Annotated in this window: 24 protein-coding genes and 2 tRNA genes; 10 read left to right on the top strand and 16 right to left on the bottom strand. The window is 29.3% G+C overall.

Features of this window, described 5'->3' with window-relative positions:
• The first annotated feature begins 84 nt into the window (after positions 1 to 84).
• Positions 85 to 1,431: an adenylosuccinate lyase gene (gene purB, locus EG240_RS02300; RefSeq protein WP_125017005.1), complete on the top strand. Its 1,347-nt coding sequence runs from the start codon at positions 85 to 87 to the stop codon at positions 1,429 to 1,431.
• A 46-nt stretch (positions 1,432 to 1,477) separates the two neighbouring features.
• Here purB and EG240_RS02305 read toward each other — a convergent pair whose 3' ends face one another.
• The 7 genes from EG240_RS02305 to EG240_RS02335 form a co-directional block, all read right to left on the bottom strand.
• Positions 1,478 to 2,323 carry a hypothetical protein gene (locus EG240_RS02305; RefSeq protein WP_235830321.1) on the bottom strand — a complete coding sequence of 282 codons (846 nt, stop codon included), beginning with the start codon at positions 2,321 to 2,323 and terminating at the stop codon, positions 1,478 to 1,480.
• A 54-nt stretch (positions 2,324 to 2,377) separates the two neighbouring features.
• Positions 2,378 to 2,848, bottom strand: a complete 471-nt coding sequence (locus tag EG240_RS02310; protein WP_125017007.1) for a hypothetical protein — start codon at positions 2,846 to 2,848, stop codon at positions 2,378 to 2,380.
• A 378-nt stretch (positions 2,849 to 3,226) separates the two neighbouring features.
• On the bottom strand, positions 3,227 to 3,745 hold the full coding sequence (locus EG240_RS02315) for a hypothetical protein (RefSeq protein WP_125017009.1): 519 nt from the start codon (positions 3,743 to 3,745) through the stop codon (positions 3,227 to 3,229).
• 275 nt (positions 3,746 to 4,020) lie between these two features.
• A complete protein-coding gene (locus tag EG240_RS02320) occupies positions 4,021 to 4,269 on the bottom strand; it encodes a hypothetical protein (RefSeq protein ID WP_125017011.1) in 249 nt (82 codons plus the stop codon).
• 86 nt (positions 4,270 to 4,355) lie between these two features.
• The gene (locus EG240_RS02325; RefSeq protein WP_125017012.1) at positions 4,356 to 5,141 is read right to left on the bottom strand and encodes a DUF2071 domain-containing protein; all 786 of its coding nucleotides are present in this window, start codon (positions 5,139 to 5,141) and stop codon (positions 4,356 to 4,358) included.
• 205 nt (positions 5,142 to 5,346) lie between these two features.
• A complete protein-coding gene (locus EG240_RS02330; protein WP_125017014.1) occupies positions 5,347 to 7,122 on the bottom strand; it encodes an AMP-dependent synthetase/ligase in 1,776 nt (591 codons plus the stop codon).
• A 131-nt stretch (positions 7,123 to 7,253) separates the two neighbouring features.
• Entirely contained in the window at positions 7,254 to 8,534 is a 1,281-nt protein-coding gene (locus EG240_RS02335; RefSeq protein ID WP_125017016.1) for a DEAD/DEAH box helicase, read from the bottom strand.
• A gap of 114 nt (positions 8,535 to 8,648) precedes the next feature.
• On the opposite strand from EG240_RS02335, the gene EG240_RS02340 reads away from it, so the two are divergent.
• A complete protein-coding gene (locus tag EG240_RS02340; protein ID WP_125017018.1) occupies positions 8,649 to 10,739 on the top strand; it encodes a M1 family metallopeptidase in 2,091 nt (696 codons plus the stop codon).
• A gap of 43 nt (positions 10,740 to 10,782) precedes the next feature.
• On the opposite strand, the gene EG240_RS02345 is transcribed toward EG240_RS02340, so the two are convergent.
• Positions 10,783 to 10,980 (bottom strand): hypothetical protein, encoded by a 198-nt coding sequence (locus EG240_RS02345; protein WP_125017020.1) that lies wholly within the window; start codon positions 10,978 to 10,980, stop codon positions 10,783 to 10,785.
• A 48-nt stretch (positions 10,981 to 11,028) separates the two neighbouring features.
• Positions 11,029 to 11,559, bottom strand: a complete 531-nt coding sequence (locus EG240_RS02350; RefSeq protein ID WP_125017022.1) for a DUF7935 family protein — start codon at positions 11,557 to 11,559, stop codon at positions 11,029 to 11,031.
• 119 nt (positions 11,560 to 11,678) lie between these two features.
• On the opposite strand from EG240_RS02350, the gene EG240_RS02355 reads away from it, so the two are divergent.
• The gene (locus EG240_RS02355; protein WP_125017024.1) at positions 11,679 to 14,015 is read left to right on the top strand and encodes an ATP-dependent helicase; all 2,337 of its coding nucleotides are present in this window, start codon (positions 11,679 to 11,681) and stop codon (positions 14,013 to 14,015) included.
• Between the two features lie 20 nt (positions 14,016 to 14,035).
• On the top strand, positions 14,036 to 14,656 hold the full coding sequence (locus EG240_RS02360; RefSeq protein ID WP_125017026.1) for an L-threonylcarbamoyladenylate synthase: 621 nt from the start codon (positions 14,036 to 14,038) through the stop codon (positions 14,654 to 14,656).
• 28 nt (positions 14,657 to 14,684) lie between these two features.
• Here EG240_RS02360 and EG240_RS02365 read toward each other — a convergent pair whose 3' ends face one another.
• The 7 genes from EG240_RS02365 to EG240_RS02395 all read right to left on the bottom strand — a co-directional run bounded on the left by EG240_RS02365 (position 14,685) and on the right by EG240_RS02395 (position 20,414).
• The gene (locus tag EG240_RS02365) at positions 14,685 to 15,374 is read right to left on the bottom strand and encodes a hypothetical protein (protein WP_125017028.1); all 690 of its coding nucleotides are present in this window, start codon (positions 15,372 to 15,374) and stop codon (positions 14,685 to 14,687) included.
• Between the two features lie 71 nt (positions 15,375 to 15,445).
• Positions 15,446 to 15,892, bottom strand: coding sequence for a hypothetical protein (locus EG240_RS02370; protein WP_125017030.1), 447 nt, complete (start codon positions 15,890 to 15,892; stop codon positions 15,446 to 15,448).
• An 80-nt stretch (positions 15,893 to 15,972) separates the two neighbouring features.
• On the bottom strand, positions 15,973 to 16,587 hold the full coding sequence (locus EG240_RS02375) for a hypothetical protein (RefSeq protein WP_125017032.1): 615 nt from the start codon (positions 16,585 to 16,587) through the stop codon (positions 15,973 to 15,975).
• A 97-nt stretch (positions 16,588 to 16,684) separates the two neighbouring features.
• The gene (locus EG240_RS02380; RefSeq protein WP_125017034.1) at positions 16,685 to 17,350 is read right to left on the bottom strand and encodes a DUF2490 domain-containing protein; all 666 of its coding nucleotides are present in this window, start codon (positions 17,348 to 17,350) and stop codon (positions 16,685 to 16,687) included.
• 2 nt (positions 17,351 to 17,352) lie between these two features.
• A complete protein-coding gene (locus EG240_RS02385) occupies positions 17,353 to 18,381 on the bottom strand; it encodes a COX15/CtaA family protein (RefSeq protein WP_125017036.1) in 1,029 nt (342 codons plus the stop codon).
• 3 nt (positions 18,382 to 18,384) lie between these two features.
• Positions 18,385 to 19,824 (bottom strand): CCA tRNA nucleotidyltransferase, encoded by a 1,440-nt coding sequence (locus EG240_RS02390; RefSeq protein ID WP_125017038.1) that lies wholly within the window; start codon positions 19,822 to 19,824, stop codon positions 18,385 to 18,387.
• 20 nt (positions 19,825 to 19,844) lie between these two features.
• Complete coding sequence (locus tag EG240_RS02395) at positions 19,845 to 20,414, bottom strand: L-threonylcarbamoyladenylate synthase (RefSeq protein WP_125017180.1); 570 nt, start codon at positions 20,412 to 20,414, stop codon at positions 19,845 to 19,847.
• Between the two features lie 190 nt (positions 20,415 to 20,604).
• Between EG240_RS02395 and EG240_RS02400 the strand changes: the two genes are divergently transcribed.
• From EG240_RS02400 to EG240_RS02425, 6 genes are all read left to right on the top strand, one after another.
• Positions 20,605 to 21,033, top strand: coding sequence for a PaaI family thioesterase (locus EG240_RS02400; protein ID WP_125017040.1), 429 nt, complete (start codon positions 20,605 to 20,607; stop codon positions 21,031 to 21,033).
• Positions 21,034 to 22,098, top strand: a complete 1,065-nt coding sequence (locus EG240_RS02405; protein ID WP_125017042.1) for a chorismate-binding protein — start codon at positions 21,034 to 21,036, stop codon at positions 22,096 to 22,098.
• On the top strand, positions 22,098 to 22,814 hold the full coding sequence (bshB1, locus tag EG240_RS02410) for a bacillithiol biosynthesis deacetylase BshB1 (RefSeq protein ID WP_125017044.1): 717 nt from the start codon (positions 22,098 to 22,100) through the stop codon (positions 22,812 to 22,814). The genes EG240_RS02405 and bshB1 overlap by 1 nt, the downstream gene beginning before the upstream one ends.
• 65 nt (positions 22,815 to 22,879) lie before the next feature.
• Positions 22,880 to 22,955: transfer RNA gene (locus EG240_RS02415), tRNA-His, on the top strand.
• Positions 22,956 to 22,995: 40 nt separating this feature from the next.
• A tRNA-His gene (locus tag EG240_RS02420) sits at positions 22,996 to 23,071 on the top strand.
• Positions 23,072 to 23,127: 56 nt separating this feature from the next.
• On the top strand, positions 23,128 to 23,547 hold the full coding sequence (locus tag EG240_RS02425; RefSeq protein WP_235830322.1) for a hypothetical protein: 420 nt from the start codon (positions 23,128 to 23,130) through the stop codon (positions 23,545 to 23,547).
• Positions 23,548 to 23,595: the final 48 nt, after the last annotated feature.

A 23,595-nucleotide genomic window follows, 5' to 3' on the forward strand; every position in this document is an offset into this window, starting at 1 on the left:
AAATTTTCAAAATTCAATATACGTATTATTTTTAAACTATTAAAAAGCTAACTATATTTGCATCTTAACAACACAATTGAAATTATGCTTACAGAATTAAATGCTATTTCACCAATCGATGGTCGTTATAGAAGTAAAACACAAGCTTTAGCACCTTATTTTTCTGAGGAAGCTTTAATTAAATATCGCGTTTTAGTAGAGGTTGAATATTTTATTGCACTTTGCGAATTACCTTTACCTCAATTACAAAATGTTGATAAAGCTATTTATCCATCTTTACGAAATATCTATGAAAATTTTTCTACAGAAGATGCTTTATGGATTAAAGAAACAGAGAAAACTACAAATCATGATGTAAAAGCAGTTGAATATTTCATTAAGCAAGCTTTTGATAAATTAGGATTAGAAGAACATAAAGAGTTTATCCATTTCGGATTAACGTCTCAAGATATAAATAATACGGCGATTCCATTATCTACTAAAGATGCGTTTTCGAGTGTTTATATGCCAACTTTAATTAACGTAATCAATAAATTAAAAGAGTTGAGTATCGAATGGAAAGACGTGCCAATGTTAGCAAGAACACACGGACAACCAGCTTCGCCAACACGTTTAGGAAAAGAAATTCATGTTTTTGTAGTTCGTTTAGAAGAGCAATTACGTTTGTTAAATAACATTCCGTTTGCTGCAAAATTTGGTGGAGCAACTGGAAACTTTAATGCGCACTTTGTTGCTTATCCAAAAAACGATTGGAGACAATTTGGAGAGGATTTTGTTGAAGGAATTTTAGGTTTAAAGCATTCTTTTCCAACAACTCAGATTGAGCATTATGATCATTTTGCTGCTTTCTTTGACTCATTAAAACGTATTAATACCATTTTGATTGATTTAGATCGTGACATTTGGACCTATGTTTCAATGGAATATTTCAAACAAAAAATCAAAGCAGGAGAGATTGGTTCATCTGCAATGCCACATAAAGTGAATCCAATTGATTTTGAAAATTCTGAAGGTAATTTAGGAATTGCAAATGCTATTTTCGAACACTTATCTGCAAAACTTCCAATTTCTCGTCAACAAAGAGATTTAACGGATAGCACAGTTTTAAGAAATATTGGTGTTCCAATTGGACATACAATTATAGCATTTGAAGCTACATTAAAAGGATTGAATAAATTGTTGTTAAACGAATCTAAATTTGCTCAAGATTTAGAAAATAATTGGGCGGTTGTTGCAGAAGCAATTCAAACGATTTTGAGAAGAGAAGCTTATCCAAATCCGTATGAGGCTTTAAAAGATTTAACTCGTACAAATGCTGCAATTACTAGAGAATCAATTCAAGAATTTATTTCTAATTTGAATGTTTCTGGTGAAATCAAAGCTGAATTGAGACAAATCACTCCAAGTACATATTTAGGAATACAATTCTAAAAATAGATATATAAAAACGAGAACCCGAAAGTTCTCGTTTTTTAATTTACCAGTCAGTAACTAATAGATTTCTAGCTGCTTTTAAACTACATTTTTGATATTTTGAATAGGCTTGGGCTGCTCGATTTCGTATTTCTTCGTTTGTTTCATTATTGAGATAACCAGTAATAGCATCATGAATAATATATGCTTCAGGAGCCATTAAATTACTAGTCCACACAATTGGGTTTACATTGTTTTCTTGCATTAACGGACCAAAAAAACGTTTGCTAAAACATGCTAAAATAATGACATCGCGTTGTTTTTTATCTTTATTTCTAAAATTACTTTCAATTTCAAAATCCATCAATCCATCATGTCCGATGTAAGCAATTAATTCGGAATTTCCATTGATACCAATTATTTTGTTATCGATATGTAATGTGTCTTTAAATTGACCAGAACTACTTTTTAAAAATTCAATAGTTGTTTGTTTTATTTCTTTACCGTCATATGCATCAGCAATCAAATAAACATTTTTCGTTTTGTGTTTGTAAACCACACGTTCTAAGATTACATCGTTTTGTTTTTTCTGCCGTATGAGTTTCCAATCTTTACTATTTTTAAAATGATTTCGAACACCGTACATCGCACCCCAATAAAGATTTTGATTTGGGTCTTGTCCATTTCCAATTTTGGTTGGAACAGGTACAATTCCTTGATATTTATTATCACAAAGAGCTACTAAAATGTGAATTGTTTTTACAGAATCATCAAAAAGTAATGAATCTTGTTTTATATTTTTTTCATTATTATTATCTTTAGTTTCGCTTAATATTGTCGTGTTTTCAACTTTAGATTGACAATTAAAGATAAAAAACAAAATAGGAAAGAAGTAAGTCATTTTTTTCATTTGTGAATTTTAATTAAAGAAATAATGAAATTTTATAAAATAACTTTTATTGTTTTATAGCGTTATGTATTTTTCCGCAATTAAGTAAAATTTAATGTTTTTTGGAGAACTAATAATTCCTTCAAATAGTTCAATTTTAATAGAAATTATATTTTTAGGTAGTTTAATTTTTTCTTCTTTTGAATAATTATAATAGCAAATATTATCGTATTCTTTTCTGTTAATTTCCTTTATTTCAACGAAGTGTTTGATGTATAAAATTTCTTTTGAAATCTCTTTTTTTGTTTTTACTTGTTTTATTGATTTTTGAAAAGTTTTATCAGATTCTATTATCCCTTTTAAAATGTAATTGATTCGTTCTTCATTTAATGAAATGATATCTATTTTACAATTTTCTTTTTCTTGATGAGGTATAAATTCGTTTTCATCTGTCATTAGATCATTTTTAATAAAATCATTTATTAAAATCGTAGATATTTTAATCTGTTTATCAGAATTAAATAATGAAAAAATCCCTTGTAACATCTTTGTTGGTTTTAACAGTTGATTTATTTACTTCAAAAAGTTAATTTCGTAGGTAATTTTTCTAAATTGAACCTATAAAAACAATAATTCTTAAAAATAAACAATTGTTCTTGTTTAAAATATCCCTGATTTCATTGATTTTTAGAATGAAATATTTTTTAACAGAATTTAATTTTTATTAAGAAAAATACTAAAAAAACAATTATTAATTATGATTAATGAAATTAATATTGATGTATTTATTATATTTTTTTATAAGCTTTTCTTGAATTTAAGGATTCTTTTTTTAACTCTCAAAAATTGATTCTCATCATTGCTGTATGGTTATCAAACAACTAATTAGAATTCATTTTTTCTACTATTTCAATAGCTTCTTCTTTAGTTTGCGGTTTCTGTATTATTTGTGTTAATTAATTCTAATCCAATAAGCTTCCAATATTTTTCAGGAAAAAGAACTTTGTTTTGTTTTACATCAACATGAAAAGAAAAATTTAATTTTTTAGAGTTGTTATTTTTTGTAAAGCTATTTATTATATTTTGTTTGCGATCGATTTCTATTAGTTTGTTATTTTGCTTTTTAATTTTAAAGAGTGGTTTGTATTCATTTTCTGAATAATAAAAACAGAAAACTAAATATTCATTTTGATTACTTTCCTTTTTAATATCGATATATGGATAATCAAAATCAGGTTCAAAATCTCCACCTACTTTATTGGCTTGATTTTGAATTTTTAAATTCATGTTTTCAAGTAAAAAATCAGCTACTTCAAGATGACTGTTTATTTTTTTTGGCGCAGTAGTAATAATATTAATATTTTCATCGAAAAATAAAGTAGAATCTTTTTTTTCTAGTGCATAAATTAAATTTTTTGTTTCTTCATTTATATAAAAATTCAAATCAACAATTTTCTGATTTGACAGTTTGATTTCATATTCTTTCAAGTCAATAATATCAACAGATTCTTCAATTTCAGCCTTATTATGCCAATCAACTCTATCCTCATAATAACCAATTAGATATAATCCTATTTGCTCTACGCTTTTATATTTTTTTGAAAGAGATTTACGTAATTCGGGTTGCTCAATATTTAATAAAAAAATGTCGTTCCCTTTATAACCATAATAATAACTATTGTCGTTAATAAATATACGCCTTTCATAAAATAAAAAATCTAATTTTTCAAATTCACCAGTTTTATTATCAAATAGTAAAAACTTATTTTTCTTACTCCTAAAATAATTTGAGATGATTTTATATTTGGATAGTTTATTTTAGTTTCATAAGATGGTGCAATTATTTCATGTAAGTCATATTTTACAATTCCATAAGAATTATTCCAAAAAAATGCATAGTAATTTTGATTTTGTGCATAGACAGTTAAGCTTATGACTAAAAAAAGTATTGATAGTTTTATTTTCATAAATATTTATTTAAAGGGTTGGATACATTTTATACAATTAAACTAACTTGATTAACTCTCGAAAAAATTTAGATTTTTTTTTAATATCAATCAGAAATACTTTTGGGTGGTAAATCGATAATAAATTCAATTTTTTCTGTTATTAAAATTGAATACGGATTCATCATTTCTTCAGAATTTAACAAACCAAGTTTTTCAAATTTCTCAAAATAAACGTGATTGCTTTTTGCTGTTTTAATTTTCATTTTAGGATGCCAGATTTTATATCGACCAATTTTTTTATCACTACGAAAAAAATATCCTGTTATTGGATGAGTTAAAATAAGTTCAGCTTCATTTATATCTTTAAAATCTTGATAATTAAATTTTGGAATTGATTCTTCCGTAATATCAATAAAAGCATTAGAATTTTTTGCTTCTATTTTTATTTTATAAACATCATATTTATTAACGAAGTTAAATTCTGTCTGATATTTTGAATAAAACCAAGGCATTTTCCATAAGTATCTTGGAATATTAACCAATTTAGAACCAATTCCTGTTCCAAAAAACCAAGCGCAATTTTCACCTGTTTGTTTATCAATAATATAAGCTCGATAATTAGTTTGTGGAAAACTTACTTTTAGAAATGGAAATAGATTCATAAAATGAAAATCCTTATCAATAAATGTTACAGCACTAACGAGACCGATTTTTTTAGAATTTTTTGTAATTGTAAAAATTTCAAACTTATCAGGAATATGAATTCTAAGTTTTTCTATTTCTACTAAATATGTGATTATTGAAAAATGCTCTAAAAATGTTGATACATTAAGTATTTTATTTTTAGGTTTATTTTCTATGCGGTAATCGATTTCTTTAAAAACTTCCATTTTTTAAAATAACGAATTAGCGATTTGTGATTTTGTTTTATTGAAATTTGTCATAAAATAACTCTTTAATTTAAGTACAAATTCATTTAATCTGTTCTTAAAAAGCTGTTTTACAATACTAAAGATAATGTTTTTTTAACAAAAAAATACCTTCAAAAAATAATTATTTTTTGAAGGTATTTATCATTTATTTGAAAGAGATTAATTAATGTTGATACATTTTATTGTATTCATTAATGTACTTTTCTTTAATATGTTTACGTTTAAATTTCATTGTTGGGGTTAAATGTCCAGCTTCTGTACTCCAAATTTCTGGTGTCAAATGAAATACTTTTATCTGTTCCCAATTTCCGAAACCTTTATTGATTTCATTAATTACAGCTTGAATTCTAGAAATTACTTCTTTGTTCTCTACTAAATCTTTGTTTGTAGTTCCAATATTAAGTTTTTTACGTTTTGCCCATTCTCGAACAAAATTGAAATCGGGCTGAATCAAAGCTCCTGGCATTTTTTCACCATCACCTACCACCATAATTTGTTCAATAAAACGTGACGCTTTCATAGCATTTTCTAAAGCTTGAGGTGCAATGTATTTACCTCCTGACGTTTTAAACATTTCTTTTTTACGGTCTGTAATTTTCAAAAAGCCTTCAGTATCAATTTCTCCAATATCTTCAGTATGAAAATATCCATTTTTGATTACTTCAGCTGTTTTTTCAGGGTCTTTATAATAACCAAGCATTACAGAATCGCTTTTTGTAAGTATTTCACCGTCTTCAGCAATTTTGACTTGAACATCATCAATTGGTTTTCCAACGGTTCCGTATTTTAAATTGCCATTACGTAAGTCATTAACAGCAATAACTGGGGAAGTTTCTGTTAGACCATAACCTTCCATACAAACCATTTCTGCAGCCGTAAAAGCTCTGCCTAAACGCGGTTGCAAAGCTGCACTTCCACACACAACTGTATTTAAATTACCGCCTAAAGCTTGTTTCCATTTAGAAAGAACTAATTTTCGGGCAATTTTTAATTTGAACTCATACCAAAAACCATTTTTTCCATAAGCTTCAAATTCTTCAGCTAACTCAACAGACCAAAAGAAAATATTTCTTTTAAAACCTGTTAATGCCGCCCCTTTTTCAATAATTTTATCGTATACTTTTTCAAGTAAACGTGGAACAACGCACATTACATGAGGTTTAACTTCAACAATGTTTTCACCAATTTTTTCAATTGATTCAGCAAAATAAATTGATAATCCACCATATTGATATAAATATAAAAGCATTCTTTCATAAACATGGCAACATGGTAAAAAACTCAAAGCGGTATCTTTGCCATAAATAAAAGGAACCCGATTTTGGCAAGCCATAAAATTTGAAATGATATTTTTATGTGATAACATAACACCTTTTGGTTTTCCGGTTGTTCCTGAAGTGTAAATTATTGTTGCTAAATCATCTGTTTTTACATTGTTTTTTCTATCTTCAACTTCTGCTTCATTATTTAATGAATTTCCTAAATCAATTAAATCTTGTAAGTTTTTACAATTTTCAAGCTTATCAAATGAATATAAATCTTTTACTAAAGGAATTTTTTCTTCAATTGCTTTGATTTTATTATATAAAACTTCATCAGAAACAAAACATAAATTTACTTCGGAATGATTAAAAATATATTCAAATTCTTCAGCTGAAACTGTCGGATAAATTGGTACATTCTGTGCTCCAACTTGTAGAATAGCAATGTCTAAAATATTCCATTCTGTACGATTTGCAGTTGTAATTACAGCAATTTTATCATTGGGCTGAACTCCTAAATGAATCAAAGCTTTAGAAATTGCATTTGCTTTATCTAAATATTCTTGATTAGATGTTTTTACCCATTTCCCGTTATATTTTGTTGCAAAAATTACAGGTAAATTATATTTTTGATGGGCGTAATACGCTACATCAAATAGTCTTTCTACTTTAATCATCTTAACTTTTTCTCTATTAACAAATATCTAAAAAAAACAATATAAAATACACAAAATATTTTTATTGCAAATAATTATATTAAAACGATAATTTTGTAATAAAAGAAAAAAGAATCCTAATGAAAGGATTCTTAATACCATCTTTTTTTGTTTTTCTTAGAAGAATCTGATTTTCTTGAATTCGAGTTGTTGTTAGAATTTGATTTTCCTTGGCTCGAGTTTGTATTTGTTTTCTTTTTATTACGGAAATCAGGTTTTGCATTCGGATTTTTTTCTTTCCAAGGATAGGGATGGTCTTGAATTTCTTTAGCTACAATTCGAGTTAATTTCTTAATTGCATCCCAATATACTTTTTCATCTTTTCCACAAAACGCAATCGAAGTTCCTTCCATTCCAGCTCTTCCAGTTCTTCCAATTCTGTGGACATACGTTTCTGGAACATTTGGTAAATCGTAATTGATAACGTAAGGTAACGCATCAATATCAATTCCGCGTGAAGCAACATCTGTAGCAACTAAAATATCTAATTCTTTATCCTTAAAACTTTTTAAAATTTCTTCTCGTTTATTTTGTGATTTATCACCGTGAATTCCATCTGCATTTAAACCATTTTTTTGAAGATATTCTACAACCGAATCAACACCTTGTTTGGTTCTTACAAAAAGTAAAATATTTTTTAATTGTTGTGTAGAAATGATATGAAACAATAATTTCTTTTTATCTTCTTTCTCTACAAAATAAATGCGTTGCTTTATTTGAATAGATGCACTAGAAATCGGGTCAACTGAAACAAAAGCTGCATTAGTTAAAAAATCATCTGCTAACTCACGAACGGCCATTGGCATAGTTGCAGAAAACAACAATGTTTGACGATTATCTGGAGTTAATTTAATTACTTTTCGAACATCGGCAATGAAACCCATATCTAACATCAAATCCGCTTCATCAATAACCAATTGATGTACATGGTCAACATTGATATGTTGTTGTTTATACAAATCTAAAAAACGACCTGGTGTGGTAACCAAAACATCAACACCTTGTTTTAAAGCATCAACCTGTGGAACTTGGTTTACACCCCCATAAAGAACTAACGTTTTAATGCTCGTAAACTGTGAATATTTTGCGAAATTTTCTTCAATTTGAATTGCTAATTCGCGTGTTGGAGTTAAGACAACTGTTCGAATTAGCTTTCTTTTTTTTGCAGAACCAACAATTTTATGAATATCATTAATGATTGGAATGGCAAATGCTGCCGTTTTCCCAGTTCCAGTTTGAGCGCATCCAACCAAGTCTCTTCCTTCTAAAATTAAAGGAATTGCCTTTTCTTGAATTGGAGTAGGAGCTTCATAACCAACATCTTTAATTGCTTCTAAAACGTTATTGTTTAATTTAAAATCTGTAAACTGCATAAATTTGTATTTGTTGCAAAATTACGTTTTTTTAACCGAAGCTTTTAATTTGATGGAAATAAATAATCATATTCTAAAAGTTTTACTATTTTTATGATTCTCTAAAGTTCATTTATGAAAAAAATATTACTTCCTGTATTCTTTATTATAACTCAAATAGCTGTTGCTCAAAAACAAAATCAAGTTGATTTTATAAAAGCTAATGCATCTATAGATTTCGATATTTCTCAACGAAAAATATTAGGAAATGTTTCTTATAATTTTGATGTAAAATCTGAAATAGATACCATTAGAATTGATGCTAAAAATATGCAAATTCAATCGGTTTTAATTGATGGTAAACCTGCTGGATTCAAATACGATAACAAGCAAATAAAGCTTTATTCGGGGTATAAAATCGGTGATAATAATTTATCGATTAAATACAATACCATTCCTAAACAGACTGTCTATTTCATTGGAACAGGAAATCAAATGCAAATTTGGACGCAAGGTCAAGGAAAATATACTTCTCATTGGTTGCCAAGTTTTGATGATTACAATGAGAAAGTAATTTATAATATGTCGATTACGTTTGATAAAAATTATCAAGTTGTTTCAAACGGAGTTTTAGCAAATAAAAAAGTAAACGGAAATAATATCACTTGGAATTATCAAATGGAACAACCGATGTCTTCTTATTTGTTGATGTTTGCTATCGGTAAATATGATGTAACTATCCATAAAAGTGCTTCAGGAATTCCAATTGAATCGTATTTAAAACCTTCAGACAAAGCGAAAAACGAAACTACATATCAACATACGAAACAAATGTTTGATTTTTTGGAAAAAGAAATCGGTTACAATTATCCTTGGAAAATTTATAGAAACATTCCTGTTGAAGATTTTTTATATTCGGGAATGGAAAATACAACATCAACAATTTTTAATCAAGATTTTGTAGTTGATAAAATAGGTGCGGTTGACAGAAGTTATGTAAACGTAAATGCACACGAATTGGCGCATCAATGGTTTGGTGATTTGATAACTGCGAAAACACCAAAAGACCATTGGCTACAAGAAGGTTTTGCAACTTTTTATGCTTTGCTTGCAGAACGAGATATTTATGGTGACGATTATTTTTATTGGGAACTTTACGAAATGGCTGAGAAAATCCAGAAAGAAAGTAAAACTGCTAAAAATACGGTTGTTTATAGTGAAGGTGCTACGTCTTTGACATATTATGAAAAAGGAGCTTGGGCCTTATTTGTTTTACGAAATCAGATTGGAGATGCCAATTTTCAGACTGCTGTAAAAAATTATTTAGATAAATATGGTTTTAAAAACGTTTCTACAGATGAGTTTCTGAAGGAAGTTGAAAGTGTTTATTCGTTTAATTCTGATAAGTTCAAAAAGGAATGGCTAACAAATCAATCTTTTGATATAAAACAAGCTGTTTTTCTGTTGAAAAACAATCCGATGATTCAACAATATTTAGAATTGGTTGATAAGCAAGCATTGCCATTTTCTACGAAAAAAGAATATTTATTTAATGTATTAACTACAAGTCCTTACGAAAAAGTAAAACAAGAAGTCATTTATCAAATTCATAATGTTCCGTATGAAGAAGCAAAAGAATTTTATGATTATGTTGCAAATTCGGATAACGTAAAGGTACGTCAAGCAATGGTTCAAGTGCTAAAGGAAATCCCGAATGAATATGTAGAAACGTATAAAACGTTCTTGGATGACGGTTCGTATTTGACACAAGAAATGGCTTTGAAAAACATTTGGTATCAACGTCCAGATTTGAAACATCAGGTTTTAGATAAATCAAAAAACTGGGAAGGTTTTAACGATAAAAATTTACGAATCACTTGGTTAATGTTAGCTTTAGCTACGGATAATTATTATCCTGAAAAAAAGGCAAATTGGTATAAAGAATTGGAAGGTTATGCGTATTCTAAATACAATAGTAATGTTCGAATGAATGCGATTTCAGCAATGTGGTTTTTAAATCAATACGATAGTAATACACTGCCACATCTTGTAAATGCATTGGTCAGTCACAAACCGCAGTTTAGAAAATTTGGTCGTGATGCAATTATCGAATTGTGTACAAAGAAAGAATTCAAAAAGCATTTCAATGATTTAATTCCTTACTTACCAGAAGATGAACATATAGCTTTGAAAAAATTAATGGATGAAATTAGTAATCCGGAATAAAAAATAAACCCATTAGAATTTAACTAATGGGTTTATTTTTTATCTAATCACAATTCACGTCAACAAAATAATAACCTTCTAAATCGTATTGAGAGCAATATCCTTCTCGAGTTCCAATCAATTCGTAAGTTATAATTCCTTCATCATCGGTTAAAATGTTATAAACTTCACAACCACAATCACCTTTGGTATCACAAGCGAAAAATAGGAGTGGACTTAATAGTATAAATATCTTTTTCATAATCTTAACATTTAATTTTTCTTTAAGATACAAATATCATTCCTAAAATTACATCATTTCAGTTACTTCTTTTCTCAGACGTGTTTTTGCTAAATCAACAACATTATTATTATCAGATTTGGTTAAAAGTTTCATTCTTAGGTCATCAGCGTTAATTACTTTTTCATCTAAAGACGTTTTTAATACATCTTGAATAACTGTATTTTTAGCAGTTAAAACTAATGCCCAACTTTCTTCTGAAACATATAATTGTTGCGATAAATTAAAATCAAATTCTTGTTCAATATTTTGTATTAAGTAATTTGCATAATCTTGTTTTAAGCTTGAAATAGGCTGTACACGAGATAATAATTTAGGTAAATCGATACGTTCCATTAAAATAGTTAAACGTTCATAAGCTTGTAAAACTTGTGGTGTAGCTTGACGTTTTGGTTTGCTTTCTTCCTGATAAAAAACAGGAGGTTGAGCATATTTAGGTTTTCTATTTTTATTGATAGCTTTATCTAAGAAATAATAAATCACTACAATTAAAACAAGTCCGAAAAAAAGTAATGCCAATTCTTTAATATCTAGTTCCATTTATTTTTTTTTCGAAATTAGTAAATCTGAAAGACTAAACAAATATTAATTTACGATTATTAAAAAACTTGTAATAACCATTATGTAGTAGTAAATTTGAGCTTTTGAAATTAGAAACTATGGAAGCATTAATAAATCAATTAAATGAAGCTCAACGAGCACCTGTTTTACAGAAAGATGGCGCAATGATTGTAATCGCTGGAGCTGGTTCTGGGAAAACCCGTGTTCTAACACTTCGAATTGCTTATTTGATGCATCAAGGAGTTGATGCGTTTAACATTTTATCGTTGACTTTTACTAACAAGGCAGCACGTGAAATGAAAGAACGTATTTCTAAAATCGTTGGTCATACCGAAGCTAAAAATCTTTGGATGGGAACGTTTCACTCGGTTTTTGCTAAAATACTACGTTCAGAAGCTGATAAATTAGGCTATCCATCTAATTTCACGATTTATGATTCTCAAGATAGTCAACGATTAATCGGACAGATTATCAAAGAAATGCAACTTGACCGTGATATTTATAAACCGAATCAGGTTTTAAGTAGAATTTCATCTTATAAAAATAGTTTAATTACTGTAAAAGCGTATTTCAATAATCCAGAATTAATGGAAGCTGATGCGATGGCTAAAAAACCTCGTATTGGTGATATTTACCAACATTATGTTGAGCGTTGTTTTAAATCTGGAGCTATGGATTTCGACGATTTATTATTGAAAACGAATGAACTTTTAACGCTTCATCCTGACGTTTTATTAAAATATCAAAACCGTTTTAGATATATTTTGGTTGATGAGTACCAAGATACCAACCATTCACAATATTTAATTGTTAAGGCGCTTTCAGACCGTTTTCAGAATATTTGTGTTGTAGGTGATGATGCACAGTCTATTTACGCGTTTCGTGGTGCAAACATCAATAATATTCTAAATTTTCAAAAAGATTATAAAGGAGTTCAAACCTATCGTTTGGAACAAAATTATCGTTCTTCTAGAAATATTGTTGAAGCCGCAAATACAATTATCGACCACAACAAAACAAAATTAGATAAAGTGGTTTGGACAGCTAATCCGGATGGACCAAAAATAAAAGTTCATCGTTCGATTACAGATGCAGAAGAAGGACGTTTCGTCGCAAGTACCATTTTCGAACAAAAAATGTTGCATCAGAAAATGAATGGCGAATTTGCAATTCTATATCGTACCAATGCGCAATCTCGTGCCATGGAAGATGCCTTGCGTAAACGCGATATTCCGTATCGAATTTATGGTGGATTATCGTTTTATCAACGTAAAGAAATCAAAGATGTTTTGGGATATTTACGAATGGTAATCAATCCAAAAGATGAAGAAGCATTGGTTCGAATTATAAATTTCCCAACTCGTGGAATTGGAAATACAACCGTTGAAAAATTAAATATTGCAGCAAATCATTACAAACGAAGTATTTTCGAAGTAATGGAACATATCGATAAAATCGATTTGAAATTAACGGCTGGAACTAAAAATAAAATCAATGATTTTGTAACTATGATTAAAAATTTTCAGGTTATAAATGAAACTCAAGATGCTTATTATTTAGCCGATTATGTGGTTAAAAAAACAGGATTGGTTCAAGAATTAAAAAAAGATGGAACTCCAGAAGGAATTGCAAAATTAGAGAATATTGAAGAATTATTAAACGGTATTAAAGATTTTACAGAAGGTCAAAAAGAAGTTGATGGCGCTCGTGGTGCATTGGCTGAATTTATGGAAGATGTCGCTTTAGCAACCGATTTAGATAATGATAAAGGTGACGATGACCGTGTCGCTTTAATGACCATTCATTTGGCAAAAGGACTGGAATTCCCGACGGTTTTCTGTGTTGGAATGGAAGAAGATTTGTTTCCAAGTGCAATGAGTATGAGTACAAGAAGTGAGTTAGAGGAGGAGCGAAGATTGTTTTACGTTGCGTTGACGCGTGCAGAGCATCAAGCGTATTTAACTTATGCGCAATCGCGTTATCGTTGGGGAAAACTTACAGATTGTGACCCATCTCGTTTTATAGAAGAAATTGCCCCACAATATTTAGAATTTCTGACTCCGCCAGAAACGAATTATCGTTATAAATCAGGAATCAATTCTGATATTTTTGGTGATGTTGATAAATCAAAATTTAGACAAACAAAACCTGTTTCAGGAACGCCTCCAAAGACACTTTCTGAAATCAATAATAAAGAAGAAGGTCCGCAAATTCGTAAGTTGAAAGAACTTTCAAAAGCGATTTCATCTACTAAAGGTCAAGCTGATACTTCTGGTTTAGAACAAGGTCAAGTGGTGATGCATGAACGTTTTGGTAAAGGAAAAATATTGAATTTAGAAGGAGTGGGAGCTGATAGAAAAGCTGAAATTCACTTTGAAGTTGGCGGAATTAAAAAATTATTACTTCGATTTGCGAAGTTGAATGTAATTTCGTAATTTTTAATAAAAAAAGTGCTATGAGTCAATTTATTAAAATTTATCCAGAAAATCCAAATCAAAAAGAAATTGATAAGGTGGTCAAAGTCTTAAAAGACGGCGGTTTAATTATATATCCGACCGATACTGTTTATGGTTTAGGTTGCGATATTACGAATACAAAAGCGTTAGAAAAAATTGCTAAAATAAAAGGAATCAAACTAGAAAAAGCTAATTTCTCTTTTGTTTGTAGTGATTTAAGTAACATTTCTGATTATATCAAGCAGATTGACACAAGTACGTTTAAGATTTTAAAACGTGCTTTGCCAGGACCATATACTTTTATTTTACCAGGAAATAACAATCTTCCGAAGGAATTTAAAAAGAAAACTACCGTTGGTATTCGTGTTCCGGATAACAATATTGTAATTGATATTGTGAAAAAACTTGGAAACCCAATTGTTTCGACTTCGATTTATGACGAAGATGAATTATTAGAATACACAACTGACCCAGAATTGATTTTTGAGAAATGGCAAAATATTGTTGATTTGGTAATCGATGGTGGTTATGGCGATAATTTTGCTTCAACGGTTATTGATTTATCAGGTCACGAACCCGTTGTTATCCGTGAAGGAAAAGGTAGTTTAGATGTTTTATAAAATTTAGCTTCTATTTTAGAAGCTTTTTTTATTTCATCCAATTAGAAATCAATTCGTTATTTTCAGAAAGATTTCCAATCATAAAAGATTTACTACTTCTCAATGCTTTTGAATAATCAATTTCTTCTTTAATTACACCTTCGTTATCAATGTAATTTGAATGTAAAAAATAGATTTTTTCATTAGCTTTTAGAACATAACCTGTATGAAAATCTAAACCAATTATAAAAACACTATGATTTGGTTGTTTTTCGATATATTCTTTTAATTTATTAAAATCTCCAAAACGTTTTACATTCACACAAAGTTCATTTATCATTTTTGAAGAAACATCTTGAGCCAATTTTACCCGTTGGATTTTAAATCCTAAATCTGCTAAAACATTGGTTACAAAATAACCACAAGCAATGGTTCCCTCGTTTGGATTTCTTGTTGTTCCATTAAAATCCCATTTTGTTCCTATCCAATATTTAGAAATTTTTTCGTTATAAATATCAAATAAATATTTTTTAGCATCATCACTTTTTAAAAATTCCGTTTTTTTATTTTTAACATCAATCAAAAAATTAGTATAAGAAATTGAATCTTCAACTACGTCAGAAGATAACAATGTTTTACCAACATCTAAATTTAATTCGGTTTTTGTTTTTTTGATTATGAAAATAGAACCAATTCCAATAAAGAGAATTGAGAAAATAAATAAGGTTTTGTTTTTCATAGAAAGTTGGAAAAAAAAATATTATTATGAAGTTAAGAAATACATCAAAGTAACTAATGCAATCACAACAATTAAGATGATAACAAGCTTTCCAGTATTATCATTTTAACAGTTATAGGATTTACATTCTGATTCGTTATCGAATTTTCTTTATAATATGCATCTTCATATTCTTTGATTTTCAAACTATCATGCATAATTCTTTTTACGTTTTTCCATAATATATGGTCTGGATTTACGAGTGTTTCGATTCCTTGGTCGTCACAATATCGAACTTCGATCGTATTTTTCAGTGTTTTAATTTGTACACCTTCTTTCTTAGGGAAATTCAAATTTGAGTCTTGCTCAATATTTTCAGGGTCGTAATTATCAACAAAATTTTTAGCATCTCTTAGACCTACATTACAGTGATCAACAATGTATTTAATTGCCTCTATTTTTTGATTCTTGTTCAGAAAATTATCTAATATTACTAAATCAACAGGAACATTGTTTATAGTTATTGCTTTTTGATACATATCTAAAAGTTTGATATTATGTTAAATACAGTGAGATTTAATGAAAGAAAAAGATGAATTATAAATTCACCTTTAAAATTTTATGATTCAATTTGTAATGAAATCGTAATTTGACCTTCTTTGTTCTGGTAAAGTTCAATTCCACTTAATCCTAAATCAGACAAATCGTGTCCCCAAATTCCATATTTCCCATCTGTTTGATTTCTATTGATTAAACCAGTTCGTTGTTGTAATGGAATGGTTTTAGTTTTAGCGGATGCTTCTTCTTCTTTATATATGTCTTTATATTTTTCACTTATTAATAATATCAAATCCTTTCTTGAAAACCCATTTGGATTATTAATTTCAATAATAGCTGGGTTATTTAGAGGATAATCAATAATTAATTTTGCTGAGGTTTGTTCAATCAGAATTTCATTCGGATTGATTAGTTGGTTTATTTGAGATTTTGCGTTTTCTATGTTAATCCACGGTATCAATTCATTGCCAAAATTTTTTGCTTGTTCCTGATTTGGTTTTAATTCAATGGAATAATCAGCGATAATTTCGCCTGCATTAGCATACGTTTTGTCGTAGTTTTCAATTTCTCTTTTTTGAATTGATTCAATTGTATCTATTTCATTTTCAGCAGCCTTTTTATTGCAACTGATTAAGAAAAAAATAAATAGTAAACCAAAGGATATCGTAGTTTTCATAATTCATTCTATTTTGTTTTTCAAATGTATATTTTTTTTACGATTAAAATCTACTTTTAAAAAAAAACTCGCATTTACAAAATACGAGTTTTTAATTTTATTTCCATTTCAATTGATGATGTAACGAAATCATAAATTGCTGATTCGAAGAATTTTCTAACATTTGATTCATCCATCCAGCCTGAAAAGCTAATTTTTTATTCAGTTTAACTCCAGCTCCAATAAACAATCGATTTCTATCGAATAGTCCAGATGTTTCTGTTTTTTCACCGTTTATAAAAATTTCGTTATAAGCTGTTGCATAAAAATTCTTTCCACAATCTGTATTATAAACAGGAATATCTAATCCCAACTGATAACGAAAACGTGTTTTAAAATCGGTGTTTTCAATAAATCGTTGTTCATATCGAAAACGATGTTTGAAGTTTAATTTAGAAACGTTTTGTTGCATTAAAGCTTCTTGATAAATTCTATTTTCACGAACTGGTAAATCAGGTGTAAATTCTTTTTCTGTTTGAATGAATCCGTATCCAGCTCCAAATGTAATTTCATTTTTAAAATTGTATTGAAGTGCGCCACGAACTAATATTTGGTTTAAATCTGTACCTATATTATGATTTCTATCTTGTATTTCGTAATGAACTTTGAGTGGAGTTTCTTTTACAGAAACATTTCCAAAATACATTAACCATAAGCCATTTCCATTTGATGCAAAACTTGAAGCTTGATAAAGTAAAGTAATTGCAACTAAAATCTTTTTCATAATTATTCTAAAATACTATGTTTTTTACTACTATCTAAAATTAATGAGAATTGAATTCCGTATAAAATAGCTGCTAAAACCAAGTGTGCAGCTTGAGAACCAAACGGAAATCCGAAATAATTCATAGCAATTCCTGTTCCGATTTCTAATAATAATAAAAGCATTACCCAATTTAAATTCGTAAATCCAAGATTTAATCTTTTGTTTCTTAAATATAAATATAAATTGACTAGTAAAACAATGATTGAAAAGGTTCTATGAACGTAAAATGTTACATCTGGATTCTGTAACCATAAAAATTCATTACCAATTCCAGCTTTTACTTGATGGTCAACAAATTCACGAACTTGAGTTCCGATTCCAACTTGAATCAAAGTTAAAATCATAGAAATCCATAAAAAGAATTTAAATGTAGGATTGTATTTTTTGTAATTATGATTTTCTTTAGCTAAATGAATTACATAAATCAATGCCGCAACATTTAATAAAGCAGCAATCATATGAGTTGTGATTTTAACCGGACTTAAAACTGAATACACAACTGTTGCGCCAAGCCAAGCATTAAAGCCAAGTAAGAAAACAACAATCCAAGACCAAGCAACTACAGATTTTTTAGTTTTCCAAAAACGGAAAGACATAATTCCTAAAATAAAACAAGCAACTCCTGCTAATGCTCCGAATAAACGATTGATATATTCCACCCAAGTATGCATTGGATTAAACTCAGCATAATCGTGTTTGGTATATTCCTTCCAATATTCTGGATGGTACATCTCATCAGAAGTAAAAGTTTCTTTCGCTACAAATAATTTTTCATCTTTCATAATTACTTGACCTTTTTCATATTCGTGATAAGCTTCCCAAGTTAATTCTTGAACGTCGGTTGGTGGAATGTAATAACCAAAACATTTTGGCCAATCTGGACAACCCATTCCAGAACCTGTCATTCTAACTGTTGCTCCAGCAATAATTACTAAATAAACTAAAACCAATGAAGTTTTAGCCATCTTAAGAAATGCAGTGTTTTTCATATTTTACATTTTCGGATTCACAACTTGTAATCCCATTATTGTAGCTTTTTTCATCATAAAATCGTAAGCAGCTTCATATTCATTCGGAATCTCTCCTTCAAGAATAGCTTCTTTAATCGATTCTTTTAATTGGCCAATTTCACGTGAAGGCGGAAGATTGAAAATTTCCATAATCTCTTCTCCAGTAATTGGTGGTTGAAAATTTCGAACGTGGTCGCGTTCTTCAACTTCAACTATTTTTTTTCTAACAATCGTAAAATTGTTATGGTATTTTTTAAATTTCTTTGGATTTTTTGTAGTGATATCAGCTTCACATAAAGTCATTAAATTTTCTACATCTTCACCTGCATCAAAAACTAATCTACGAACTGCCGAATCGGTAACCGCTTCTTCTGATAAAACAATCGGTCTTGAACTCATAATAACCATTTTTTGAACAAAACGCATTTTATGGTTTAATGGCATATGTAATCTTTGGAAGATTTTCTTTACCATTTTCCCACCTAAAAATTCGTGTCCGTGAAACGTCCATCCTTGTTTTTTGTTATATCTTTTGGTTGGAGCTTTTCCAATATCGTGTAATAATGCCGACCATCGCAACCAAACATCATCTGTGTTTTTACAGATGTTATCTACAACTTCTAACGTATGATAAAAGTTATTTTTATGAGTTTGTCCTTCAATTTCTTCGACGCTATTTAGAGCCGTTAATTCAGGTAAAATACGTTCTAAAAGATTGGTTTTATATAAAAGTAAAAAACCTTTTGAAGGTGTATCACACATCAAAATCTTATTCAATTCTTCAACGATTCGTTCGCCAGAAATGATATCAATTCTTTCTGAATTTTCAGTGATAGATTTTAATGAAGTTTCGTCAATTGTAAAATTCAATTGATTTGCAAAACGAATGGCACGCATCATTCGCAACGGGTCGTCAGAATACGTAATATTTGGTTCTAGTGGAGTTACAATACGTTTGTCTTTTAAATCTTGAATTCCGTTAAATGGGTCAACTAAATCTCCATAAGTTTCTTTGTTTAAAGAAAAAGCTAATGCATTTATTGTAAAATCTCTTCGGTTTTGGTCGTCCTCTAAAGTTCCATCTTCCACCATTGGATTTCTGCTATCTGCTTGATACGATTCTTTTCTTGCGCCAACAAATTCAATATCAATATCTTCAAAACGTAACATTGCCGTTCCATAATTCTTGAAAACTTGAACTTTTGGTTTGTTTGGTAATAATTCTGAAACCTGTAAAGCCAATTCAATTCCGCTTCCAACAGCAACAATATCAATGTCTTTTTTCGAGTTTCGTTCTAATATATAATCTCTTACAAAACCTCCAATCACATAACTTTGAACGTTTAATTGTTCGGCAGCTTTTGAAATGATTTCAAAAATAGGATTTTGAAGAGCTTCTTTATAATTATTTGATTCAATCATTTATTATTTCTTTTCGGAAATTATTTTCTTAAAATAGTAACTTTACTATCGCTTGTTAATTTAATTACAGTTGATGATTTAGAACGTTTTACATCTTTATCTAATCCAACAATATAATCAACTCCATTTTTAATTTCATCGCTAATTTCTGCAAAAGAAGTTGGAGTAGGAGCGCCGCTGATATTTGCAGAAGTCGAAACTAAAGGTTTTTTCATTCGTTCAATTAATCGGAAACAAAAAGGCGTTTCAACAATTCTTATTCCTAACGAATTGTCAGGTGCAATTATGTTTTTAGCAACATTTCTCGGATTGTCTAAAACCAAAGTAGTTGGCTTTTCTGAACAATCTAAAATATCAAAAGCAACTTCAGGAATCTGACTAAATACATTGTAAAGTAAACGGTCGCCGTTAACCAAAACAATCATACTTTTAGATTCGGTACGTTTTTTTAAATCGTATATTTTTTTTACAGCTTCTTCATTTGTTGCGTCACAACCAATTCCCCAAACGGTATCCGTTGGATATAAGATAATACCGCCGTTTTTGATAACTTCAAAAGCTTCAAAAACTTCTTTATTTAAATCTTCCATTATAGAAATATTCACTTTTTTATTAATCAACAAAAATACTACTTTTTAATCAAACAGAAATGCTTTTGCATAACGAATGCCTATACTTTAGTAGATTTAATTTATTGACATAGATTAAGTATTATCCATAATATTTTTAGTAATTTTATTTTCTATTCTGATAAAAATTAGATTTTTATAACTATTTGAAATGGATGATATTACAAAAAATAAAATTTTAGAAAGTTGCGCTAAATATTCTAAAAACACATTGATGGAAACACTTTCTATTGAATATATTGATGTTGGTGATGGTTTTTTAAAGGCGAAAATGCCTGTGAATTCTAAAGTACATCAACCAATGGGATTGCTTCATGGTGGAGCGAGTGTTGCTTTGGCTGAAAGTGTCGGAAGTGCAGCTTCAATGTTATTTTCAAATCCAGAAACGGATGAAATTCGTGGTATAGAAATTTCTGCAAATCATTTAAAAAGTAAACGTGAAGGTGAAGTTTTTGCAACTGCGAAAATTATTCATAAAGGTAAAACTTTGCATTTATGGGAAATCAAAATAGAAGATGAAGAAGGTAATTTGATTTCACTTTGTAAATTGACGAATATTGTAATGCCAAAACAAAAATAAATGGATGTTTTTTTTGAAAGTATTCAACAGCAATTTGATAAAAATTTTCCTTTTGTAATATATAATAAACCCAACTCCGATAAAATAATTGCTTTTTTATCTCTTGACGATTCGTTAAGTTTCAATGAAAAATTAGATAAAAAAGGATTTGTTTTTGCTCCGTTTGATGGTGATGATTTTATTTTTTTTGATGAACAAAATTCTGAAATAATAAAAAAAGCAAGTTTTAATTTTGATGAAAGCTTAACTGAATTTATAGATATTTTACCTTCGAATAATGTAAAAACGTTTCATATTAATTTAGTTGAAAAAGGAGTAGAAGCAATTAAACTAAATCAATTTTCAAAAGTTGTACTTTCTCGTAAAGAATCAGTTCCTGCAAATCAATCCGATTTTATTTCTTATTTTAAGAAGTTGATACAAACTTACAAATCTGCTTTTTGTTATTGTTTTTATCATCCAAAAGTAGGAATGTGGTTAGGTGCAACTCCAGAACAGTTGGTTAAAATTAACGAAAATATTATTTCAACAGTCGCTTTAGCTGGAACTCAGCTTTTTATTGAAAATCAAAAAGTTACTTGGGGTGATAAAGAAAAAGAAGAGCAATTGTTTGTTACTCAGTTTATTGAAGAGAGCTTAAAACCTTTTGTGAAAAATATTACAAAAACGAAACCTTTTACAGCGCAAGCTGGAAATTTATTACATATAAAAACTGATGTTTCTGCCGAAATAAAATCTGAAGTTATGCTATCGGATATTGTTTTAGCTTTGCATCCAACTCCAGCTTTATGCGGTTTGCCAAAGAAGGAAGCCAAGGAATTTATAATAAAAAACGAAGGTTATAATCGTAAATTTTATTCAGGTTTTTTAGGTGAAATAAATAAAGATTTTGAAAATAATGAAGATAATAAATCCGATATATTTGTAAATCTTCGTTGTATGGAATTAGAAAAAGAAATTGCAAACTTATTTATTGGAGGCGGAATTACAAAAGATAGTGTTCCAGAAAATGAATTTATTGAAACGATAAATAAATCAAAAACAATAAAAAAAATATTAGGATAATGAAATTAGATATATTGGCTTTTGGTGCGCATCCAGATGATGTTGAATTAGGTTGCGGTGCAACTGTTGCAAAAGAAATTAGTTTAGGTAAAAAAGTTGGAATAGTTGATTTAACACGTGGTGAATTAGGAACTCGTGGTTCCGCAGAAATTCGTGATAAAGAAGCTGCCGAAGCTGCACAAATATTAGGAGTTTCTGTTCGTGAAAATTTACGTTTCAGAGATGGTTTCTTTGTAAATGATGAAAAGCATCAATTTGAAATTATCAAAATGATTCGTAAATACAAACCTGAAATTGTTTTATGTAATGCGATTGATGACCGTCATATTGACCACGGAAAGGGAAGTAAATTGGTTTCTGATGCTTGTTTTCTTTCAGGATTGAGAAGAATTGAGACGGTATTAGATGGTGAGCGTCAAGAAGCTTGGCGTCCAAAAATTGTTTACCATTACATTCAGTGGAAAAACATTGAACCAGATTTTGTTGTTGATGTATCTGGTTTTATGGAAATCAAAGAAAAAGCTGTTATGGCTTACAGTTCGCAATTTTATGACCCAAATTCAAAAGAACCTGTATCGCCGATTGCAACAAAAAACTTCACAGATAGCATAAATTATCGTGCTCGTGACCTTGGAAGACTAGTTTTTGTTGATTATGCTGAAGGATTCACAACAGAAAGATATTTGGCAGTCAATAGCTTAGATAATTTACTGTAAAATTCAATAAAAAAACTTTGTGAGGTATTGATTTCTTGCTATATTTGCACTCGTTAAACAAACACGGTGATTGTAGCTCAGTTGGTTAGAGCGTCGGATTGTGGTTCCGAAGGTCGCGGGTTCGAGACCCGTCTTTCACCCAAAAAGTTCAGAGTTGACTTTTCAAATAAAACTCCCAAACGGTGATTGTAGCTCAGTTGGTTAGAGCGTCGGATTGTGGTTCCGAAGGTCGCGGGTTCGAGACCCGTCTTTCACCCTAAAAAGCGGTTCCTGCGAACCGCTTTTTTTTGCTTGTATTTTAAGTGTTTTGATTATGAAAGTGAAAAATGGAAATCGTGTAATTGAAAAAGAAGAAGTAAATTACGACTTTGATATTTGTGAGGAATTACAATTTGAGCTTTTTGAATTGACTCAAGAGGAAAGTCAAGTTATTGTGCATTTTAAAATTCATTCCTCAGAAGAAGAGGATGCTGCGCGAATTTGGAAGACAACTTTTTTAATTGATGCTAGTACTGGAGTTAGGTATCCAATGGTGCATTCAGAAGGGATTTCAATTGCTCCAGATTGGACAAGAATACCTGCGAATAAACCATTGAATTTTACGTTGTTTTTTAAAGGATTGCCAAAAAAATGTACTGTTTTTCATTTGGTTGAAATGATTCCGGAGCCCGGAGGTTTTGAGTTTACAAATATAAAACGTAATTCATCTGATATTTATTTAGTTGAAATGTAATAGAAAAGAGAATCTTAATTTATTTTAAGGTTCTTTTTTTGTGTTTTT

The organism is Paenimyroides tangerinum, assembly GCF_003865405.1.
Lineage (GTDB): Bacteria > Bacteroidota > Bacteroidia > Flavobacteriales > Flavobacteriaceae > Flavobacterium > Flavobacterium tangerinum.

What these genes read in the sequence shown, in the direction of transcription:
- purB (WP_125017005.1), top strand. Translation starts at nt 85, where the DNA reads ATGCTTACAGAATTAAATGCTATTTCACCAATCGATGGTCGTTATAGA.
- EG240_RS02305 (WP_235830321.1), bottom strand. Translation starts at nt 2,323, where the DNA reads ATGAAAAAAATGACTTACTTCTTTCCTATTTTGTTTTTTATCTTTAAT.
- EG240_RS02310 (WP_125017007.1), bottom strand. Translation starts at nt 2,848, where the DNA reads ATGTTACAAGGGATTTTTTCATTATTTAATTCTGATAAACAGATTAAA.
- EG240_RS02320 (WP_125017011.1), bottom strand. Translation starts at nt 4,269, where the DNA reads ATGAAAATAAAACTATCAATACTTTTTTTAGTCATAAGCTTAACTGTC.
- EG240_RS02325 (WP_125017012.1), bottom strand. Translation starts at nt 5,141, where the DNA reads ATGGAAGTTTTTAAAGAAATCGATTACCGCATAGAAAATAAACCTAAA.
- EG240_RS02330 (WP_125017014.1), bottom strand. Translation starts at nt 7,122, where the DNA reads ATGATTAAAGTAGAAAGACTATTTGATGTAGCGTATTACGCCCATCAA.
- EG240_RS02335 (WP_125017016.1), bottom strand. Translation starts at nt 8,534, where the DNA reads ATGCAGTTTACAGATTTTAAATTAAACAATAACGTTTTAGAAGCAATT.
- EG240_RS02340 (WP_125017018.1), top strand. Translation starts at nt 8,649, where the DNA reads ATGAAAAAAATATTACTTCCTGTATTCTTTATTATAACTCAAATAGCT.
- EG240_RS02345 (WP_125017020.1), bottom strand. Translation starts at nt 10,980, where the DNA reads ATGAAAAAGATATTTATACTATTAAGTCCACTCCTATTTTTCGCTTGT.
- EG240_RS02350 (WP_125017022.1), bottom strand. Translation starts at nt 11,559, where the DNA reads ATGGAACTAGATATTAAAGAATTGGCATTACTTTTTTTCGGACTTGTT.
- EG240_RS02355 (WP_125017024.1), top strand. Translation starts at nt 11,679, where the DNA reads ATGGAAGCATTAATAAATCAATTAAATGAAGCTCAACGAGCACCTGTT.
- EG240_RS02360 (WP_125017026.1), top strand. Translation starts at nt 14,036, where the DNA reads ATGAGTCAATTTATTAAAATTTATCCAGAAAATCCAAATCAAAAAGAA.
- EG240_RS02365 (WP_125017028.1), bottom strand. Translation starts at nt 15,374, where the DNA reads ATGAAAAACAAAACCTTATTTATTTTCTCAATTCTCTTTATTGGAATT.
- EG240_RS02370 (WP_125017030.1), bottom strand. Translation starts at nt 15,892, where the DNA reads ATGTATCAAAAAGCAATAACTATAAACAATGTTCCTGTTGATTTAGTA.
- EG240_RS02375 (WP_125017032.1), bottom strand. Translation starts at nt 16,587, where the DNA reads ATGAAAACTACGATATCCTTTGGTTTACTATTTATTTTTTTCTTAATC.
- EG240_RS02380 (WP_125017034.1), bottom strand. Translation starts at nt 17,350, where the DNA reads ATGAAAAAGATTTTAGTTGCAATTACTTTACTTTATCAAGCTTCAAGT.
- EG240_RS02385 (WP_125017036.1), bottom strand. Translation starts at nt 18,381, where the DNA reads ATGAAAAACACTGCATTTCTTAAGATGGCTAAAACTTCATTGGTTTTA.
- EG240_RS02390 (WP_125017038.1), bottom strand. Translation starts at nt 19,824, where the DNA reads ATGATTGAATCAAATAATTATAAAGAAGCTCTTCAAAATCCTATTTTT.
- EG240_RS02395 (WP_125017180.1), bottom strand. Translation starts at nt 20,414, where the DNA reads ATGGAAGATTTAAATAAAGAAGTTTTTGAAGCTTTTGAAGTTATCAAA.
- EG240_RS02400 (WP_125017040.1), top strand. Translation starts at nt 20,605, where the DNA reads ATGGATGATATTACAAAAAATAAAATTTTAGAAAGTTGCGCTAAATAT.
- EG240_RS02405 (WP_125017042.1), top strand. Translation starts at nt 21,034, where the DNA reads ATGGATGTTTTTTTTGAAAGTATTCAACAGCAATTTGATAAAAATTTT.
- bshB1 (WP_125017044.1), top strand. Translation starts at nt 22,098, where the DNA reads ATGAAATTAGATATATTGGCTTTTGGTGCGCATCCAGATGATGTTGAA.
- EG240_RS02425 (WP_235830322.1), top strand. Translation starts at nt 23,128, where the DNA reads ATGAAAGTGAAAAATGGAAATCGTGTAATTGAAAAAGAAGAAGTAAAT.